General features: G+C 66.1%; 19 protein-coding genes. 11 read left to right on the top strand and 8 right to left on the bottom strand.

Annotated elements, in window-relative coordinates; genetic code table 11:
• The first annotated feature begins 3 nt into the window (after window positions 1–3).
• The 6 genes from ACESL9_RS05150 to ACESL9_RS05125 all read left to right on the top strand — a co-directional run bounded on the left by ACESL9_RS05150 (window position 4) and on the right by ACESL9_RS05125 (window position 4,233).
• Window positions 4–1,257 carry a lytic murein transglycosylase gene (locus tag ACESL9_RS05150; protein ID WP_372614619.1) on the top strand — a complete coding sequence of 418 codons (1,254 nt, stop codon included), beginning with the start codon at window positions 4–6 and terminating at the stop codon, window positions 1,255–1,257.
• A 241-nt stretch (window positions 1,258–1,498) separates the two neighbouring features.
• The gene (locus ACESL9_RS05145) at window positions 1,499–1,933 is read left to right on the top strand and encodes a hypothetical protein (protein ID WP_372614617.1); all 435 of its coding nucleotides are present in this window, start codon (window positions 1,499–1,501) and stop codon (window positions 1,931–1,933) included.
• The gene (locus ACESL9_RS05140) at window positions 1,933–2,571 is read left to right on the top strand and encodes a MotA/TolQ/ExbB proton channel family protein (protein ID WP_372614615.1); all 639 of its coding nucleotides are present in this window, start codon (window positions 1,933–1,935) and stop codon (window positions 2,569–2,571) included. Before ACESL9_RS05145 ends, ACESL9_RS05140 begins: the two co-directional genes overlap by 1 nt.
• 19 nt (window positions 2,572–2,590) lie before the next feature.
• Window positions 2,591–2,944, top strand: a complete 354-nt coding sequence (locus ACESL9_RS05135; RefSeq protein WP_372614613.1) for an ExbD/TolR family protein — start codon at window positions 2,591–2,593, stop codon at window positions 2,942–2,944.
• Window positions 2,941–3,345, top strand: a complete 405-nt coding sequence (locus ACESL9_RS05130) for an ExbD/TolR family protein (RefSeq protein ID WP_372674569.1) — start codon at window positions 2,941–2,943, stop codon at window positions 3,343–3,345. The genes ACESL9_RS05135 and ACESL9_RS05130 overlap by 4 nt, the downstream gene beginning before the upstream one ends.
• Window positions 3,346–4,233: a TonB family protein gene (locus tag ACESL9_RS05125; RefSeq protein ID WP_372614609.1), complete on the top strand. Its 888-nt coding sequence runs from the start codon at window positions 3,346–3,348 to the stop codon at window positions 4,231–4,233.
• 25 nt (window positions 4,234–4,258) lie between these two features.
• On the opposite strand, the gene ACESL9_RS05120 is transcribed toward ACESL9_RS05125, so the two are convergent.
• The 7 genes from ACESL9_RS05120 to ACESL9_RS05090 form a co-directional block, all read right to left on the bottom strand.
• The gene (locus tag ACESL9_RS05120) at window positions 4,259–6,037 is read right to left on the bottom strand and encodes an SLC13 family permease (protein ID WP_372614667.1); all 1,779 of its coding nucleotides are present in this window, start codon (window positions 6,035–6,037) and stop codon (window positions 4,259–4,261) included.
• Between the two features lie 135 nt (window positions 6,038–6,172).
• Window positions 6,173–6,985 (bottom strand): TIGR00282 family metallophosphoesterase, encoded by an 813-nt coding sequence (locus ACESL9_RS05115; RefSeq protein WP_372614607.1) that lies wholly within the window; start codon window positions 6,983–6,985, stop codon window positions 6,173–6,175.
• A 456-nt stretch (window positions 6,986–7,441) separates the two neighbouring features.
• Window positions 7,442–8,002: a 5-formyltetrahydrofolate cyclo-ligase gene (locus ACESL9_RS05110; protein ID WP_372614605.1), complete on the bottom strand. Its 561-nt coding sequence runs from the start codon at window positions 8,000–8,002 to the stop codon at window positions 7,442–7,444.
• Window positions 7,999–9,393 carry a magnesium transporter gene (gene mgtE, locus ACESL9_RS05105; protein WP_372614603.1) on the bottom strand — a complete coding sequence of 465 codons (1,395 nt, stop codon included), beginning with the start codon at window positions 9,391–9,393 and terminating at the stop codon, window positions 7,999–8,001. The genes ACESL9_RS05110 and mgtE overlap by 4 nt, the downstream gene beginning before the upstream one ends.
• Window positions 9,394–9,531: 138 nt before the next feature.
• Complete coding sequence (locus ACESL9_RS05100; RefSeq protein ID WP_372614601.1) at window positions 9,532–10,872, bottom strand: 8-oxoguanine deaminase; 1,341 nt, start codon at window positions 10,870–10,872, stop codon at window positions 9,532–9,534.
• Between the two features lie 289 nt (window positions 10,873–11,161).
• The gene (locus ACESL9_RS05095) at window positions 11,162–11,971 is read right to left on the bottom strand and encodes an inositol monophosphatase family protein (RefSeq protein WP_372614599.1); all 810 of its coding nucleotides are present in this window, start codon (window positions 11,969–11,971) and stop codon (window positions 11,162–11,164) included.
• Between the two features lie 76 nt (window positions 11,972–12,047).
• Window positions 12,048–12,422, bottom strand: coding sequence for a helix-turn-helix domain-containing protein (locus tag ACESL9_RS05090; protein ID WP_372614597.1), 375 nt, complete (start codon window positions 12,420–12,422; stop codon window positions 12,048–12,050).
• A 316-nt stretch (window positions 12,423–12,738) separates the two neighbouring features.
• Between ACESL9_RS05090 and ACESL9_RS05085 the strand changes: the two genes are divergently transcribed.
• From ACESL9_RS05085 to msrA, 4 genes are all read left to right on the top strand, one after another.
• Window positions 12,739–13,698 carry an NADPH:quinone oxidoreductase family protein gene (locus ACESL9_RS05085; protein WP_372674568.1) on the top strand — a complete coding sequence of 320 codons (960 nt, stop codon included), beginning with the start codon at window positions 12,739–12,741 and terminating at the stop codon, window positions 13,696–13,698.
• 151 nt (window positions 13,699–13,849) lie between these two features.
• Window positions 13,850–14,626: a Bax inhibitor-1 family protein gene (locus ACESL9_RS05080; protein WP_372614975.1), complete on the top strand. Its 777-nt coding sequence runs from the start codon at window positions 13,850–13,852 to the stop codon at window positions 14,624–14,626.
• A 372-nt stretch (window positions 14,627–14,998) separates the two neighbouring features.
• Entirely contained in the window at window positions 14,999–15,439 is a 441-nt protein-coding gene (gene msrB, locus ACESL9_RS05075; protein WP_372614976.1) for a peptide-methionine (R)-S-oxide reductase MsrB, read from the top strand.
• A 3-nt stretch (window positions 15,440–15,442) separates the two neighbouring features.
• Window positions 15,443–15,952 carry a peptide-methionine (S)-S-oxide reductase MsrA gene (msrA, locus tag ACESL9_RS05070; protein WP_372614977.1) on the top strand — a complete coding sequence of 170 codons (510 nt, stop codon included), beginning with the start codon at window positions 15,443–15,445 and terminating at the stop codon, window positions 15,950–15,952.
• Between the two features lie 10 nt (window positions 15,953–15,962).
• Here msrA and ACESL9_RS05065 read toward each other — a convergent pair whose 3' ends face one another.
• On the bottom strand, window positions 15,963–16,946 hold the full coding sequence (locus ACESL9_RS05065) for a LysR family transcriptional regulator (protein ID WP_372614978.1): 984 nt from the start codon (window positions 16,944–16,946) through the stop codon (window positions 15,963–15,965).
• Between the two features lie 76 nt (window positions 16,947–17,022).
• On the opposite strand from ACESL9_RS05065, the gene ACESL9_RS05060 reads away from it, so the two are divergent.
• Window positions 17,023–17,895 carry an ABC transporter permease gene (locus tag ACESL9_RS05060; RefSeq protein ID WP_372614979.1) on the top strand — a complete coding sequence of 291 codons (873 nt, stop codon included), beginning with the start codon at window positions 17,023–17,025 and terminating at the stop codon, window positions 17,893–17,895.
• The last annotated feature ends 13 nt before the right edge of the window (window positions 17,896–17,908 follow it).

Here is a 17,908-nt window from a genome sequence, read left to right as displayed (position 1 = left end):
CAAATGACTGTCACGAGACGTTTTTTCACGATGGGTGCGATCGCCGGGCTGGCTGCAGGGTGCCGTGCGGGACCGGGGCGCATGACAGCGGCCACGGTTCCGGACGATCCGGGCCTGCAACCGCAAGCAAACCCCGGCTACGACGCCTGGGTGGCGTCCTTCCGCGAGCGGGCCGAGGCGGCGGGGATTTCGCGCGCCACGCTCGATGCGGCATTTCGCGGGGCGGGATACCTGCCCGGCGTGGTGGAACGTGACCGCAACCAGACCGAGTTCACCCGCACCACCGAAGATTACCTTGCCATCGTCGCGTCGGAGGAAAAGGTCGCGCGGGGGCGGGCGGCGTTTGCGCAACACGGTGCCATTCTGGGCGAGATCGAGGAGCGGTTCGGCGTGCCGCCCGAGATTGTCGCGGCGATCTGGGGGGTGGAGAGCCAATTCGGCACGCGGCGTGGCGATATCCCCGTGATTTCAGCGACATCCACGCTGGCCTTTGACGGGCGGCGGGGGGCGTTCTTCGAAAGCCAGCTTCTGGCCACCCTGCGCATCCTTGAGCGGGGCGATACCACGCCCGCGCGCCTGACCGGGAGCTGGGCCGGTGCTATGGGGCATACCCAATTCATTCCAACCACTTACCAGTCCTACGCGGTGGATTTCCGGGGCGATGGAAAGCGCGATATCTGGTCCGACGATCCCACCGATGCGCTGGCTTCGGCGGCGGCTTACCTGGCGAAATCCGGATGGACCGGTGGGCGGCGCTGGGGGCTGGAAATCGTTGCGCCAGAAGGGTTTGACGCCGCCCTGGCCGGGCGCGGCAAGGGGCGCGCGGTCAGCGAATGGGCGGCGATGGGGGTGCGGCCGGCGGCGGGCGGGAGCCTGCCGGATCATGGCGCGGCATCGGTCCTTCTGCCCGCGGGGCCGGACGGGCCGGCCTTCATGATCTTCAGCAATTTCAATGTCTTGCTGCGCTACAACAACTCGGAAAACTATGCGCTCGGCGTGGGATACCTGTCGGATCGGCTGGCCGGGGGCGGGCCGCTCAGGGGGCGGTTCCCGCCGGATGACAACGGGCTAACCATCGACGATCGCAAGGAAATCCAGCGCCGCCTGACGGCGCGGGGCTATGACACTGGCGGGGCCGACGGGGTCATGGGCAAGAAGAGCGAAGCGGCGATCCGCGACTGGCAGGCGGCGCAGGGCGTCGCAGTCACGGGCCGCCCGTCGCGCGGGTTGCTGGCCGCGCTGGGTGGCGGAGGTTAACGCTACGTCACGCGGGGTTAACGCGATTTTCCGCGAGAATTCGGGGGGTGATTCACGTGCACCGTCCGGCTGTCGCCCGGCTGCCGGGCGAAATGGTGATGGACGCAAACGAAATTCGTTAACGCGGGCGGCGACCATGACTGTGGCGGCGAAATTGTCAGGCTGGGGGCCGGGTGGTATGTGAGGGCTGAGTCGGGAGCGGCCCGGGTCGCTCCTGCGCGCAATCCGGGGGATTTGAGACATGGGATTTCGGGGATTTCATCTGGCGCTTTCGCTGGTCTGCCTCGTCGCTGCCGCGCTGCCGGGGCAGGCTGAGGAGGACCAGGGCCCGGGGGTGCGAATCGAGCTCAATTCGCTCGACCCGGTCGAAGGGGCCTGCCGGATCAGTTTCGTGATCCAGAACGGTCATGCGCATGACATCGACAACGCGGTGTTCGAGGCGGTGCTTTTCGACGCGGAGGGCCGGGTCGAGCGGTTGACCCTGTTCGACTTCGGCGCGCTGCCTGCGGCGCGGCCCCGGGTGCGGCAATTCGTGGTGCCGGGGTTGGCCTGTGACGGGCTGGGCCGGGTGCTGATCAACGGGAGCGAGACCTGCGCGGGCGACGGGTTGCCGCCGGGCGCCTGCATGGAGGGGCTGGAGCTTGAGAGTCGGACGGACGTGGAGCTGATCGGGTGATGGGGCAACTTTCGGAGGCGCTGGCGCGGATCGCCGACCTCGGCGGGCCGGTGGTGCTGCTCCTGGGTGGGCTGTCGGTGCTGGTGCTGGCGGTCGTGCTTTACAAGCTGTGGCAATTCGCGGCCGCCGGGGTCGGGCGGCACCGCGCGCTCAGCGATGCGGTCACGGCATGGGACCGGGGCGCGGGGGACGAGGCGCAGCGCCACCTCGACCGCTCGACCAGTTACCTGCGACCGGTGGTGGCGATGGCAATGGCCGGTGCGGCGGATGTGCGGCGGCTGGAGGCCGAGGCGGAACAGCGCTTTGCGCGACTCGAATCGGGGTTCCGGCTGCTCGATTCGGTGGCGCAGCTGGCCCCGCTCCTGGGGCTGTTCGGCACGGTTCTGGGCATGATCTCCGCGTTCCAGGCGTTGCAGGCGGCGGGGGCGCAGGTCGATCCTTCGGTTCTGGCCGGGGGGATCTGGGTGGCGCTTCTGACCACGGCGGTGGGGCTGGCGGTGGCGATGCCGACGGCGCTGCTCCTGAGCTGGTTCGAGGCGCGGATGGATGCCGAGCGGGTGCTGGCGCAAAAGGCGCTTCACACCATCCTGGCCCCTGCGGGCAGGCCCGGCGCAGCGGGCGCCATGGGCGATGCGTAGGGCCCGGCGGCGACGCCGGATGTCGATGACATCGCTCATCGACGTGATTTTCCTTCTGCTGCTGTTCTTCATGCTGAGTTCGACATTCACCCGTTTCGGCGAGGTCGATCTGACCACGGCTGGGGCCGGGGCGGTGCCGGGCGAGGCGCGGCCGGTGTTCCTGCGGCTTGGTCCCGGACGGGTGAGCGTGAACGGGATCGAGGCCGGGCTCGACGAGGTGGCCGGGACCCTGGATGCGCTCTCCGAGGGGGACGGCGAGGTGCCGGTGATCGTGGCGATGGGCGCGGCGGTGACGGCGCAGCGGCTGACCGATCTTCTGGTCGTGCTGCGCGAGGTTCCGGGGCTGCGCGTGACGGTGCTGGAGGCGGGATGAGGCAGGGCATGGGCAGCGCGGGGTTGCGCCGGTCGGGCGTTCGCAAGGACCGCGAGCCGACCATCGCGCTGATCAACATCGTGTTCCTGATGCTGGTGTTCTTCCTCGTTGCGGGCACGCTGGCGCGGCCGCTGGAGCGCGAGTTGCGGCTGGTGCAGGCGGCCGATCTCGAAGGGGTTGCCCCGGCGGATGCACTGGTGATCCTGGCCGATGGCGGGATGCGCTGGCGCGGCGAGGTTGTCGAGGATGTGGCGGATTTCGTGGCCGCACAGCCCGACGCGGAGCGCGCGCGCGTGGTGCCCGACCGTGACCTGCCCGCCGCCGATCTGGTGCGGATCGGGCGGGCGCTGCGTGCCGCGGGGGCCGGGCAGGTGGTGATCGTGACCGAGCGGGGGCTGTGAATGGTGGCCGGGTCCAACATCGCGAAACTGGTGGCCCTGGGGCTGGCGGTGGCGGTGCACGGGGCGGTGCTCCTCGGCCTCGGGCCGGTCGGTCGCGAGGCGGCCGAGATCGAGGGCGCGTCGGGCGCGGGCGAGGTGCGTTTGGGCCAGGGGTTTGCCGACATGGCGGCGGGGCGCCTGAAGGCCGAGGCCCCGGTGGACGCGGTGCGGCCTGAGGCGCCCGAGAGGGCCGAGGTCGCCCGGGCCGAGGTGGCCGAGCCGGTCGCGGGAGAAGCCGCGCGCGCGGAGCGGGCCGAAACCGTGGATGCCGACGCCGGGCGTCCCGAGCGGGCCGCGCCGGTCGAGGCCGAGGCGGCGCTGCCGGCCGAGGCGCCGGCCCGTGCCGATGACGCCCCCCCGGCGCAGGAGCGGATCGCGGGGGCCACACCCGAAAGTGCGGCGGTGGAGCAATCCGTGCGTCCCAGGCGGCGCGACCCGGCCCGCGAGGAGGCCCGCCCGGCCCCTGCGCGCGACCCAGCCCCGAAGGGTAACGCCGCGCACGACAACCGGGCCGGCACGGCCACCGGGCAGGCACAGGCCCCGGCCACGAGCCGTGCGACGCAGGGCGAGGCGGATGCGGCGGGCGATGCGGCGGCAAGCAACTACCCCGGTCAGGTGATGCGCAAGCTCACGCGGGCGGGGCAGCCGCGGGTCGATGCGCGGGGCGAGGCGGTGGTGGGCTTTACCATCGCCGACAACGGCGCGCTGGCCGAGGCGGGCATTGCGCGCAGTTCGGGATCGGACGCGCTCGACCGGGCGGCGCTGGGCATCGTGCGCGGGGCCGCGCCGTTCCCGAGGCCGCCGCAAGGCGCGCAGCGGCGGTTCTCGATCCGGATCAGGGGCCGCTGATCGAGGAAAGCTCGCACCCTGCGCGCTACAACGGCCAGATGAAGGGAATGACCGCGCTGGCCAGCAGCCCCACCGACAGGTTGAGCGGAATGCCCACCTTCATGAAATCGGTGAATCTGTATCCGCCCGGCCCGTAGACGAGCGTGTTGGTCTGGTATCCGATGGGCGTGGCGAAGGCCGCGCTTGCCGCCACCATCACCGCCACCACGAAGGGGCGCGGATCGACCCCCATCGCCTCGGCAAGGCCGATGGCGATGGGCGTGATCACCACCGCCACGGCGTTGTTGCTGACCATCTCGGTCAGGACGCTGGTCAGAAGATAGATCGCCCAGATCATCAGAGCCGCGGGCAGGAGCGACAGCAGCGGCGCCATCGCGCCCACGATCATCTGCACCGCGCCCGAGCTTTCCAGCGCCACCCCGATCGCCAGCATCGAGAAGATCAGCGCCAGAAGCCGCCCGTCGATGAAGGAAAACGCCTCGTCGGCGTCGATACAGCGGCTCAGAAGCACCACCGCCACGGCCAGAACCGCCAGCAGGAAGATCGGCGCCACTCCCAGCGCTGCCAGGCCGACGATCGACAGAAGCGCCAGCACCGCCACCGGCGCGTGGCCGCGCCGGAACGCCCGCGCCGAGGGGTGCGAGACATCGACAAGCTCCATGTCCGCGGCCAGCCGCTGAATATCCTCCGGCGTTCCCTCCAGCAGCAGCGTATCGCCCACCCGCACCACCAGGTCGTCAAGCTGGCGCCCGATATTCTGGTTCTTGCGATGCACCGCCAGCGGGTAGACCCCGTAACGTCGGCGCAGCCTGAGCTTGCCCAGGCTGCGCCCCACCATCTTGCAGCCCGGCGTGATCAGAACCTCGACCGTCGTCGTCTCGACCGCGCTCACCTGGTCCACCCGCTTGAGCTCCTTGTTGCGCTGAAGGCTCAGAAGCTCGGCCATGCGCGTGCGCAGCACCACCCGGTCGCCGACCTGCAAGGTCACCCCCTCGAGATTGCGGCGCAGCGAGGCATCGCCGCGGATGACATCGACGAGCCGCACCCCCTCGCGCTTGAAAAGCTGCACGCCGGTCACCTCGCGGCCAATGAGGTTGCTTTCGGGCGGGATCACCGCCTCGGTAAAGAACTTCATCTGCGACCGGTCCGACAGGAGCATCGCCATGCTGTCCCGCTCGGGCAGCAGGAGCGGCGCGATGAAATGCAGGTAGACCATCCCCCAGGCCACCAGGATCGCGGCCAGCGGCGTCACCTCGAAAATCGTGAACGGCGCCATCCCCTGCGCCCGCGCCACCCCGTCCACCAAGAGGTTGGTGGATGTCCCGATGAGCGTGAGCGTTCCGCCGAGAATCGCCGCGTAACTCAGCGGGATCAGCAGTTTCGAGGCGGAAACCCCCAGCGACCGAGCCAGTTGCACGAAAACCGGGATCATCACCACGACCACCGGCGTGTTCGACACCACGGCGCTCGCCAGCACGACGAAAGCCATCAGCAGCCCGATGGCCAGTCTCGGACTGGTCCGCGCCTTGCGGTCGGCGAGGCTCGTGAATGCATCCAGCGCCCCGGTGCGCACCAGTGCACCCATCACGATGAACATCGCCGCGATGGTCCAGGGCGCAGGGTTCGACAGGGCCTGCACCGCGCTGTCATAGGGCAGCACACCGAGCGCCAGCAGAACCGCGACCCCGCCGATCGCCACCACCTCGGTGGGATAGCTCTCGCGCAGGAAAAGCACGAACATGCCCAAAACCACGGCCAGCGTGACAATCGCCTCGCCGGTCTGGGAAAATGCGAAAACCTGCATCATGGCTGTTGTCCCGCCCGATCTGCCGCCCTGACGATACGGGGCGGGTATTGTGCATCAATCATCAATACAGCCCGCCCCGGCAGGGAACAATCCCGCCCGGACCGGGCGAGAACGCGACATTCCGCCCGCGCATCAAGGCGTCGATGGCTGCAACCGTCCGCCCAGGCGGACCATTTCGACGCGTGTGGCCTGCCCGGTGCGGTCATCGGTCTCGACATAGACCCCCGACAGCGTCGCCTCGCCCATGGCGGGGGTGAAGCGGGTCTTGCCCATGCCGGTCACGAAACGGCGCATCGGCTCGGCCGGGTCCATGCCGATCACGCTCAGGTAATCGCCGCACATCCCCGCGTCCGACTGGTAGGCCGAACCCTTGGGCAGGATCTGCGTGTCGGATGTCGGAACATGCGTATGCGTGCCAACCACCAGGCTTGCCCGCCCGTCGCACCAATGGCCCATCGCCATCTTCTCGGACGTGGCCTCGCAATGCACATCCACGATGACCGCCTGCACCGCGCCACCCAGCGGATGCGCCCTGAGCACGGTTTCGATCTGGCTGAACGGGTCGTCGAAGGCGCGCTTCATGAATACCTGCCCCAGCACCTGCGCCACCAGAACCTTGCGCCCGCGCGTCGCCTCGAAAACACGCGCGCCCTTGCCCGGCGCCACCTTGGCGAAATTCACCGGCCTGATGACCCGCGTCTCGGTCTCGATGAATTGCAGCATGTCCTTCTGATCGAACGCATGATCGCCCAGCGTCACGCAATCGGCACCGGCATCCAGCAACAACTTCGCATGTTCGCCGGAAAGCCCCGCGCCATTGGTCGCGTTCTCGCCGTTGACCACCACGAAATCGAGGCCCCAGTCCTCGCGCAGCCGCGGCAGCCGCTCGCTGATGGCGGCCCGTCCGGCCCGGCCCATCACGTCACCCAGAAAAAGCAGTTTCATGGTGAGATCCCTAGGCCCAAGATCGTCAGGGGGCAAGCCCTGCCCACAGGTCAGGCGACGCGGCGGCGAAGCGCCCCGGGCCTTGCGCAGCGGCGATGCCGCGTCGCGGTGGGGGCCTCGCTTCGCTCGGCCCCGAAACGCCGCCCCCGCGGGCGCCGTCGCAAACACGGTGCGTGCCGCGAGGCCGCGCATGTGAGTATTTTTCCCAAGAAAGAGCGGTGATTCACGGTTTGTCAAGGGGGATGCGCGAGGCTGGCGATGCGGTACAGGCTGGAGAGCCGATGACCGCCCAAGGAAGAGCCCATGCTCTACCCGCCCCGGTCACCCCCGCAACGGGGTGCCGGGGCGGTTTCGCGTGCAAGCGGGAACGATCGGTTCTCTTTCTTGGTGAAAATACTCGAACATCCCGGCTCTCCACCTGCACCCGGCACCAAGGGGTGCGCCCGTGCTTCGCATCTATCCGACCTCGATCACCTCGGTCTCGGTCACGATCATGTCGAGCGGTTGATCGGTCGGCTCGAGCGGCAGCGCGTCGGCCTCCTGTGCAGCATAGGCGAACCCGATGGCCAGCGTCGGCCGCTTGGCCCGCAGCATCTCGAGCGTGCGGTCATAGAATCCGCCGCCATAGCCCAGCCGCCCGCCGCGCCGGTCGAATGCCACCAGGGGCACGATCAGGAGCTCGGGCTCGATGAATTCGTCCACTGCCGGGATCATCGCGCCGAACGGGCCTTCGCGCAGCGCGCAACCCGGCCGCCAGCGCGAGAACCTGAGCGGCAGACCCCGCCCCATGATCACCGGCACGCAGACCGGCCCATGCGCGGCGGCTTCCTCCATCGCGGGCATCGGGTCGATCTCGGTGCGGATCGCCATGTAGCCCGAAAGCGGCACGCCCCTGTGACCGGCCAGTACCTCGCTCAGCCGCCTGGCCTCACCCGGCCCCGCCGCCTCATGCGCGGCCTTGCGGCGCGCAAAGGCCGCCTTGCGCGCCGCCGCCTTGATCTCTGTCATGTCGTTCATAGCAACACCCATGCCGCCAGCCCCAGAAAGGAGAAAAAGCCCACCACGTCGGTTACCGTTGTCACGAACGGCCCGGAGGCCAGCGCCGGGTCGATCCGCAGCCGGTCGAGCAGGATCGGGATCGCGATCCCGCCAAAGGCCGCCGCGGTCTGGGTCAGCAGCATCGCGCTGCCGATGACCACGGCCAGTATCGGCACCCCGAACCAGAACGCCGCCACCAGCGCCATGGTAAGGCCGAACAGCGCCCCGTTGAGCGCCCCGACCACGAGCTCGCGACGGATGATGCGCCATGCGTTCTGCCCGGTCAGGTCGCGCGTGGCGATGGCACGCACCGCCACTGTCATGGTCTGTGTGCCCGCGTTGCCGCCCATCGAGGCGACGATCGGCATCAGCACCGCCAGCGCCACCATCTGGTTGATCGTCTCCGAGAACTGGTCGATCACCAGCGAGGCAAGGATCGCCGTGATCAGGTTGACGAACAGCCACGTGGCCCGCCCGCGCAGCGTGTTCAGCACGTTGTCCGACAGGCTCGCCTCCTCGCTGACGCCCGCCATGCGCAGGATGTCCTCCTCGTGCTCCTCGTCCAGCACGATCATCGCGTCGTCGATGGTGATCACCCCCGCCAGGCGGCCCTCGTCGTCCACCACGGGCGTGGAAATCAGGTGATACTGGTTGAACGCATAGGCCACCTCGGCCTCGTCCTGGTCGACGGGGATGGTGCGGAAACTGTCCTCGGTCAGCTCCTGCAAGGCCTGCGCACGCGGCGCCGACATGATCTTGCCCAGCGTCACGTATCCCGTGGGCCGGTGGCGCGGGTCGACCAGGATGACGTGGTAGAATTGCTCCGGCAGGTCGTCCTCGCCGCGCATGAAGTCGATCGCCTCGCCCACGCTCCAATGCTCGGGGACCGCCACCACCTCGCGCTGCATCAGGCGGCCGGCGGAATCCTCCGGATAGCTCAGCGCCTGGCGCACCACCATCTGGTCGGCGTCGTCGAGCGCGCCGAGGATCGCCCTCTGCTGCGGCTCTTCGAGGTCTTCCAGCAGGTCGACCACGTCGTCGCTTTCCAACTCGCGCACCGCGTCGGCCAGAACCTCGGGATGCAGTACCCCGATCACTTCCTCGCGGATCGATTCGTCGAGCTCCGACAGGATGTCGCCGTCGAACTCGACCCCGTAAAGCGCGATCAGCCGGCGCCGGTCCTGGCTGTCGATCTGTTCGAGAAGGTCGGCGATGTCGGCCGCGTGCAACGGCTCCATCAGCTCGATCAGCGCGTTGCGGTCGTCCATGTCGACGGCCTGGAGAATGGCCGACACGTCGCGCCGGCTCAGCCCGTATCCCTCCTCGTCAACCGGGGTCTCGCCCTCGGTCATCCGCTCCTGATCGTCCATCGCGCGCGCCCTTTGCCGTTCACCCGGACCATAGGAGCAAACCCGCCCGAGGAACAGCCGCAATGCGGCGAATGAGGCCGGTTTCGCGGCCTCTCAGGCGCGACCGCCGACATCCTGTCCAGGGGGGGCAACCTGGCCTCAGGCCCCGCCGGCCAGCCGCGCCGCCAGCGCCCTTTGCCGTGCCAGCACCGCGCGCAGATCAAGCGTCACCATCCGCCCGTCGCGCACCACCGTGCGCCCCTCGACCAAGAGATCGCGCACCCCGACCGGACCGGCCAGCAGGAGCGCCGCCGGATCCCAGCTTCCCGCGCTCTCGAAGCCGCCCACATCCCAGATCGCGAGGTCCGCCCGCTTGCCCGGCGCGATCCGGCCGCAGTCGTGACGCCCGAGCACCTCGGCCCCGCCGCGCGTCGCGATTTCGAGCGCCTCGCGCGCGCTCATCGCGTCGGCGCCGCGCGCCACCCGCTGCAAAAGCATCGCCTGGCGCGCCTCGAGCACCAGGTTCCCGGTATCGTTGCTGGCCGACCCGTCCACCCCCAACCCCACGCGCAACCCCGCATCGCGCATGGCGCGCAGCGGCGCGATCCCGCTGCCAAGGCGGCAATTGGAACAGGGGCAATGCGCCGCGCCGGTCCGTGTCCGCGCGAATAACTCGATCTCCTGCCCATCCAGTTTCACGCAATGCGCATGCCACACATCATCGCCCACCCAACCCAGATCTTCGGCATATTGGCCTGGGCGACAGCCGAACGTCGCAAGGCTATAGGCGACATCCTCGTCATTCTCGGCCAGGTGGGTGTGCAGCATCACCCCCTTGTCGCGGGCCAGCAGCGCCGCATCGCGCATCAATTCGCGGCTTACCGAAAACGGCGAACAGGGCGCCACGCCGACCCGCAGCATCGCGCCCTCGTGCGGGTCGTGATGCGCGTCGATCACCCGGATGCAATCGTCGAGAATCGCGGTCTCCTTTTCGACCAGTGCATCGGGCGGCAACCCGCCCGCGCTCTCTCCGATGCTCATCGCGCCGCGGGTGGGGTGAAACCGAAGCCCGATCTCGGCCGCCGCCGCGATCGTGTCGTCGAGCCGCGCGCCGTTGGGATAAAGGTAAAGGTGATCCGATGTCATCGAACAGCCCGACAGCGCCAGTTCGGCCAGCCCGGCCTGCGCGCTGACAAAGATCTCCTCCGGCCCCATCCGCGCCCAGATCGGGTAAAGCGTCTTGAGCCAGCCGAAGAGCAGCGCATCCTGCCCACCCGGCACCGCCCGCGTCATGCTCTGGTAAAGGTGGTGGTGGGTGTTGACCAGTCCCGGCGTCACGACGCAGCCCGCCGCCCCGATCACGTCGCCATCGGTTGCCAGGCCATGGCCCACCTGCACGATCATCCCGTCGCGGATCAGGATGTCGGCACCGCGCAGTTCGTCGCGCGCATCGTTCATGGTCAGGATGTGATCGGCATTGCGGATCAGGATGTCGGGCATGGCATGTCCCCTCGGTTCGGACTGCCCCCCTCATCCGCAATCGTCGGGCGCGGTGGAAAAGGGACCGAAGAACCGCGCAACCGGGGTCAGTATCCCGGCCAAGGGCGCGCCGGGCAAGTCCATTTTCCCGACCCGCCGGTCGAACCGTGGACAATCCTCAAGTTTCGCCAAACCCACCGCACGCCCCGTTCACAGCCGCCGCGCAAATGCCCCGTGCCGGACCCGGCAGCCGGGGGGCAGCTGGGCGGTGCACGCAAGTCACCCCCCGTTTCCCGCCCATCGCGAATCGTTAACCTTCGGCCACGACCCGGCCCAGAATCTCCAGCGCCGCCGCGTGCTGCGCGCGTCCCGCCGCCGCGATCACCCGACCGCCGTCCAGCGCCGGACCACCCTGCCAGTCGGTGACGATGCCCCCCGCCGCCTCGATCACGCCGATGGGGGCCTGGATGTCATAGTTCGACAGTCCCGCCTCGATCACGAGGTCGATGTGACCGGCCGCCAGAAGCGCGTAGGCATAGCAATCCAGCCCATAGCGGGTAAACCTGCAAGTCCTTGAAACTTCGCGGAAAGCCGCGCCCTCGATCGTGCTGCCAACCTCGGGAAAGGTGGTGCAGAGAATCGCCTGCGCGAGCGGCCGGTCGCCACGTGTCTTCAAATCCCGCGCGCCCTGCGGGCCGGTCATGCGCGCCTGCCCGAACCCGCCCCAGAACCGCTCACCGATATAGGGCTGATCGATCATCCCGAGACGCACGCCGCGTTCGTCCGACGCGGCGATCAGAACCCCCCATGTCGGGCTGCCCGCGACAAAGCCCCGCGTCCCGTCGATCGGATCGAGAACCCAGGTCAGGCCACTGGAACCATTTGATTTTCCAAATTCTTCGCCGATCACCGAATCGTTCGGCCGCCGTGCCCCGAGCACCGCGCGCATTGCCTTTTCGGCAGCGCGGTCGGCCTCGGTCACCGGGTCGAAACCGCCATCGGCGATCTTGTCGCCCTTGTCCTCGGCCACGAGGTTTTCGGTTCGGAAAAATGGAAGGACCGCCAGTCGCGCGGCATCGGCCATCGCATGGGCGGTCCTTTCGATGTCGTCGTCGTTCACGCGCGCCGCCCCTTGCCTGCAATATCAGGCCCAGAGGTAACGCGCGCCGCGCCGGGGCTCAAGCCGGTCCGTCGGTTCAGGCAACCTCGGACAGGACACGCGCAAGATCGAACAGGCGCCGTCGCTGGTTCTCGGGAATGGAATAATAAGAGCGCACAAGATCAAGTGCCTCCTTGTCGCCAAAGAGGTCGGCAGGGATCGAATCGATCTGGTCCTTCGCGACCTCGGCCTCGACGTCCATTCCTTCGAAAAAGAAGCTCACAGGAACATCAAGTGCTTCCGAAATATCCCAAAGGCGGGATGCGCTCACCCGGTTGGCCCCCGTTTCGTATTTCTGGATTTGCTGGAACTTGATTCCGACCTTTTCGGCCAATTGTTGTTGCGTCATGCCCAGAAGCCACCGACGGTGACGAATGCGCTTTCCGACATGCACGTCTACAGGGTGTGCCATTCACATCTCCTCTTCAAATCATTCCTCGTAAACCAGGCTCACACCCCAAATGAAATCGTGGGTTTTGCCGACAACCTGGAGCCGAGCCCAAGATGGGCAAATGCGCGCTTTGACTCTTGTAGCATGGTGGTACGGAATTTCAACAATTTTACACCCGATTTTGGCGAGCCTTCCCTAGCGTCAATCTATTCCAGCGTGTTGAGCTTGCGAGGAAAGCATTGAAAACAAAGACCTTCTTGCAAAATGTGGAAAACCCGGTCCAACTGGCGTATCGAGCCTGTCACCGGATTCGTCAGATTCACACAGGGCCCTTGTCATGCACGCCTTCCAGATCGAGACCTTCTCTACACCACCTCGCTTGGCTCAGGTTAACACGCCTGAACCCGTAAAAGGAGAGATTCGCTTGCGCATCCACGCCTGTGGATTGAATTTCGCCGATCTGCTGATGAGCGAGGACAGGTACCAGGAGACCCCCACTCCGCCATTCACGCTCGGCATGGAGGTCGCGGGTGTGGTCGACGCGCTGGGCCCCGATGTGACCGGCCCCGCGCCGGGCACCCGTGTCGCGGTGTTTGGCGGGCAGGGCGGGCTGGCCGAGATGGGCTGTTTTCCCGCCGAGCGGGTCACACCCATCCCTGACGACATGCCCTTTGTCGATGCCGCCGCGCTTCAGATCGCCTATGGAACAAGCCATGTCGCGCTCGATCACAAGGCGCGGCTGCAGCCGGGTGAAACCCTTCTGGTGCTGGGCGCGGCGGGGGGCGTGGGCCTTACCGCGGTCGAGATCGGCAAGCTGATGGGCGCCCGGGTCATCGCCTGCGCCCGCGGTGCAGACAAGCTCGAGATCGCCGCGCGGGCCGGGGCCGATCACCTCATCGACGCGCAAACCCAGGACATCCGCGAGAGCGTCAAGGCGCTGGGCGGAGCCGACGTGGTCTATGACCCGGTGGGCGGCGATCAGTTCACCGCCGCCCTGCGCGCCTGCAACCCCGAGGCGCGCATGCTCGTCATCGGGTTTGCCAGCGGCGATGTGCCGCAGATTCCCGCCAACCATCTTTTGGTTAAAAATGTCGATGTTCTGGGCTTTTACTGGGGCGGCTACCTCAAGTTCCGCCCTTCGATCGTTACAAAAAGCCTCTCCACGCTCCTCGACTGGTATCGCCAGGGGCGAATCGAGCCGCATGTCAGCCACGTGTTGCCGCTCGACCGCGCCGCCGAGGGGCTCGACCTGCTGCGCCGCCGCGCCTCGACCGGCAAGGTGGTGATCACCGTATGACGGACTTCGGTCACGGCATGGGCGCAAACAGACAATTCGACGGGCTTCGGTCCGGAAACGCTTGAAAAGTGAAGAAGGCTCACCGATATTCAAAACGAAGACCCGGACGCATGACGTGCCCGGGAATGGATGTTTCAAATCGGAGGCTTTGATGGCTGAACTCAACACGATCCGGACTACGGCGGGTGCCCGCTCTTCCGCGATTGATGAAGGGCTGCGCGCCCATATGAACAAGGTCTATGGCACCATGTCCATCGGCATGCTCATCACCGCGCTCGCGGCTTGGGCGATTGCCGGGCTTGCCGTCACGACCGACCCCGCCAATGCCGTTGGGGAAATCGGCAACGGCAAGATGCTGACCGCTCTTGGCGCCGCGATCTACACCTCGCCGCTGCGCTGGGTGGTGATGCTCGCGCCGCTGGGCATGATCTTTGCCTTCGGTGCGCTCACCAACCGCATATCTGCGGCGGGTGCACAGCTCTTTTTCTGGACCTTTGCGGCGCTGATCGGCATCTCGCTCAGCTCGATCTTCATCTTCTACACGTCCTATTCGATCATCCAGACCTTCCTTGTGACGGCAATCGCCTTCGCTGGGCTGTCGCTCTGGGGCTACACGACGAAAAAGGACATTTCGGGCTGGGGCAGCTTCCTGATCATGGGTGTGATCGGTCTGCTGGTCGCGATGATCATCAACTGGTTCCTCCAGTCGCCGGCGATGATGTACGCGATCTCGATGATCGGCGTCCTGATCTTCGCGGGTCTCACCGCCTACGACACCCAGAGGATCAAGAGCACCTATCTCGCCCATGCCCATCATGGCGATACGGAATGGCTTGAGAAGTCGGCGATCCACGGGGCGCTGAACCTCTATCTCGACTTCCTCAACATGTTCCAGTTCCTGCTCATGTTCCTCGGCCAGCAGGAATAACGCGCCACCCGATAGCAGAGTCGAGGGGCCGGTCATAGCGACCGGCCCTTTCGCGTTCGCGCTGGTGGTAACCTGCCGCGCCGGGACCTTCTGAACGTGTATTCGTGCCCGCAAGAAAAAACCGTGGCGCAACATGCCAAAGTCGAGATCGATGCGGTGTTGCCGAGCGTACCGACACGGACCGACTCGGCTGTGTGTCGGGAGGTTCGCGCGCTTCTGTGCGGAGGGCTGTGGCGCCAGTTGGATTTTGAGAATTTGGCGCGAGATGAAGTGGCGGGCGAGGGAGGGGTATGATCAAGATTCGGCACGCGGTTCTTGAAATACAGCCGCATCGTGCCCCATCTAGAGTACGAACAACGGCGAGGGCATGCGATGGCATATGAAAAGAGCGACGCGGCGCTGGCGCGGCTGACGCCGGAGCAATATCGGGTCACCCAGGAAAGCGGGACCGAGCGGCCCTATACCGGTGAATACGACCGGCATTTCGAGCCGGGACTTTATGTCGACGTGGTCTCGGGCGAGCCGCTCTTCACGAGTTCCATGAAATACGATTCGGGCTGTGGCTGGCCGGCCTTTGCCAAGCCGGTGGAGTCGGACCATATCGTTGAGTTGCGCGATGCGTCGCTCGGGATGGTGCGCACCGAGGTGCGTTCGAAACATGGCGATTCGCATCTGGGGCATGTGTTCCCGGACGGGCCGCCCGAGTTGGGGGGGCTGCGCTATTGTATCAACTCGGCGGCGCTGCGGTTCATTCCCAAGGCACGAATGGCCGAAGAAGGCTATGGCGATTATCTTGACCAGGTGGAGGGCTGACGAATGAGCGAGGAACGCGCGGTTCTGGCGGGTGGATGCTTTTGGGGAATGCAGGATCTGATCCGCAAGCTGCCCGGGGTGATTTCGACCCGGGTTGGTTACACGGGCGGAGACGTGCCCAATGCGACCTATCGCAATCACGGCACCCATGCCGAAGGAATCGAGGTCATCTTTGACCCCGAGGTGCTGAGCTACCGGCAGCTGCTGGAAATGTTTTTCCAGATACATGATCCGACCACGCCGAACCGGCAGGGCAACGATATCGGGATGAGTTATCGTTCGGGCATCTATTACGTGGATGACACCCAAAAACGCGTGGCCGAAGAGGCCATTGCCGATGTCGAGGCCAGCGGGCTGTGGCCCGGGCCGGTCGTGACCGAAGTGAAGCCTGTGGGCGATTTCTGGGAGGCCGAGCCCGAGCACCAGGATTACCTTGCGCGCTATCCGGGCGGATATACCTGCCACTTCCCGCGCCCCGGCTGGGTATTGCCGCGCCGCGACGCGGCCGAGTGAGGCGCACGGTTCAGGCCGACGGATAGGTGCGTTCGGCGAGCGGGCTGTTGGCGATCGCGTCTTGAAAAGCGTCGATCATCAGCTTTTCGGCGCGGTTGAGCCGTTTGCGCGGGTTGGTCAGCAGGTAGATATCGACGGCGGGCGGATCGTCATAGGGCGGCAGGCGCCACAACCGGCCCTGTTCGACATCGGGCTGCGCGACATGCACGGGCAAGGCGCCGATGCCGAGACCGCACAGGATCATGCGTCGCACCTCTTCAAGATGCGAGGAGCGCCCGACGATGCGCTGATCGAGTTCGTATTGGCGGCGCAGGAGAGCCACGGGGCGCAGCGCATCGTTGAGATCGTCGGTTTCGAACGAGACTGCATCAAGCCCCTTGAGCGCTTCGACGCCCAGCCCCTCGTGCCCGAAAAGCGGGTGCGACGGGCCGCAGTAGAAGCCGAAGAATTCGCGGTAGAGATGCCCGTAATCAAGATCGGGAAAGCGCCGGTTCACCAGGCAGATGCCGAAGCTGGCGGTGCGGTCCTGAACGGCGGCGGCCACGTTGGCCGAGGTGGCCGAGTGAATCCGGTAGGTCACGCGCGGATGGGCGCGGTAGGTCCGGCCAAGCAGGTCATCGAGCAGCGGCGTGATGACGTGGCTGGCCAACGCGATGGTGACATGGCCGGAAATCTCGGACTGGGCCAGCGTTGTCGCCTCGCGCAGCTTGGCGATGCCGGCATGGATATCCAGACACTCGCGGTAGAGCGCACGCCCGGCGGCGGTGAGCGCGAAATGACCGCGCCCGCGGTCGATCAGCCTTGTGCCGAATTCCTGTTCCAGCCGTTGCAGCGCAAGGCTGATCGCGGGCTGGCCGCGCAACAGGCGATTGGCGGCGCGCGTGATCGAGCCCTCTTCGACGATCACGATGAAGGTGCGCAGCAGGTTCCAGTCCAGATTGGCGGTGAAACGGTCAGGTTGCTGCTCTGCATTGATTGGATTGATGTGATTCATAAGGATTATCAATTTGGGCAATTCCTTACACCATGCAACCGTTTTCTCACAGGGAATCCAAAAACAAACGGACGCAATGCCCGACACCGCCACCCCGATCGACACGCGGCCCATGGTGCTGCTGACCCCGGCGTTCATCGCTATCACGGCGCTTGTTGTGATCCCGATGTCGTTCATCCTCGTTTATTCCTTTTACGAGAATGTTGATCTTGCCGTTGACCGCGTCGCGTTTCAGTTCGGCAACTGGGAAGAGCTTTTCAGCGACAATTACTATCACAGCGCGATCTGGAAGACGCTGAAGATCTCGGTCGTGGTGACGGTATTGGCGGCGGTTCTGGGATACCTGCCGGCCTATTTCATCGCGATGACGACATTCCGGCACAAATGGCTGCTTTTACTGCTGCTGATCCTGCCATTCTGGGTGAGCTTCATCATCCGCACGCTGAGCTGGATTCACATCCTGGGCAACCAGGGGGCGCTGAACGGGTTGTTCCAGTGGCTGGGGCTGGCGGACGCGCCGGTGCGGATGATGTTCAACGAATTCTCGGTCATGGTGGGGCTGATCCACGTGTTCCTGCCCTACATGATCCTGAACATCTACGTGAGCCTCGAAGGCATCGACCGGAACCTCGAACCGGCCGCGCGCACGCTCGGGGCGACGCCGTGGCAAGCGTTCCGCGAGGTAACCCTGCCGCTGTCACTGCCGGGGCTGGCGGCGGGGAGCCTGCTGGTTTTCGTGTTGACCGGCGGGTCGTATGTGACGCCGCTGATCCTTGGCGGGCCGAGCGATTTCCTGTTCGGCAACCTGATCTACGATTCGGTGGTGACGGAGCTCAACTGGCCGATGGGGGCGACGCTTTCCTTCACGCTGCTTGTGCTGTTGGGCTCAGTGGTGATTCTCTACAGCCGATTCATGGGGCTGAACCAATTGTCCAAGGCATTCGGGTGAGGGAGACACGGGC

The sequence above is a fragment of the Aquicoccus sp. genome (assembly GCF_041686535.1).
GTDB lineage: Bacteria > Pseudomonadota > Alphaproteobacteria > Rhodobacterales > Rhodobacteraceae > Aquicoccus.
The sequence above is the reverse complement of the archived record's forward strand: the minus strand, read 5'-3'. Positions and strand labels throughout refer to the sequence as shown.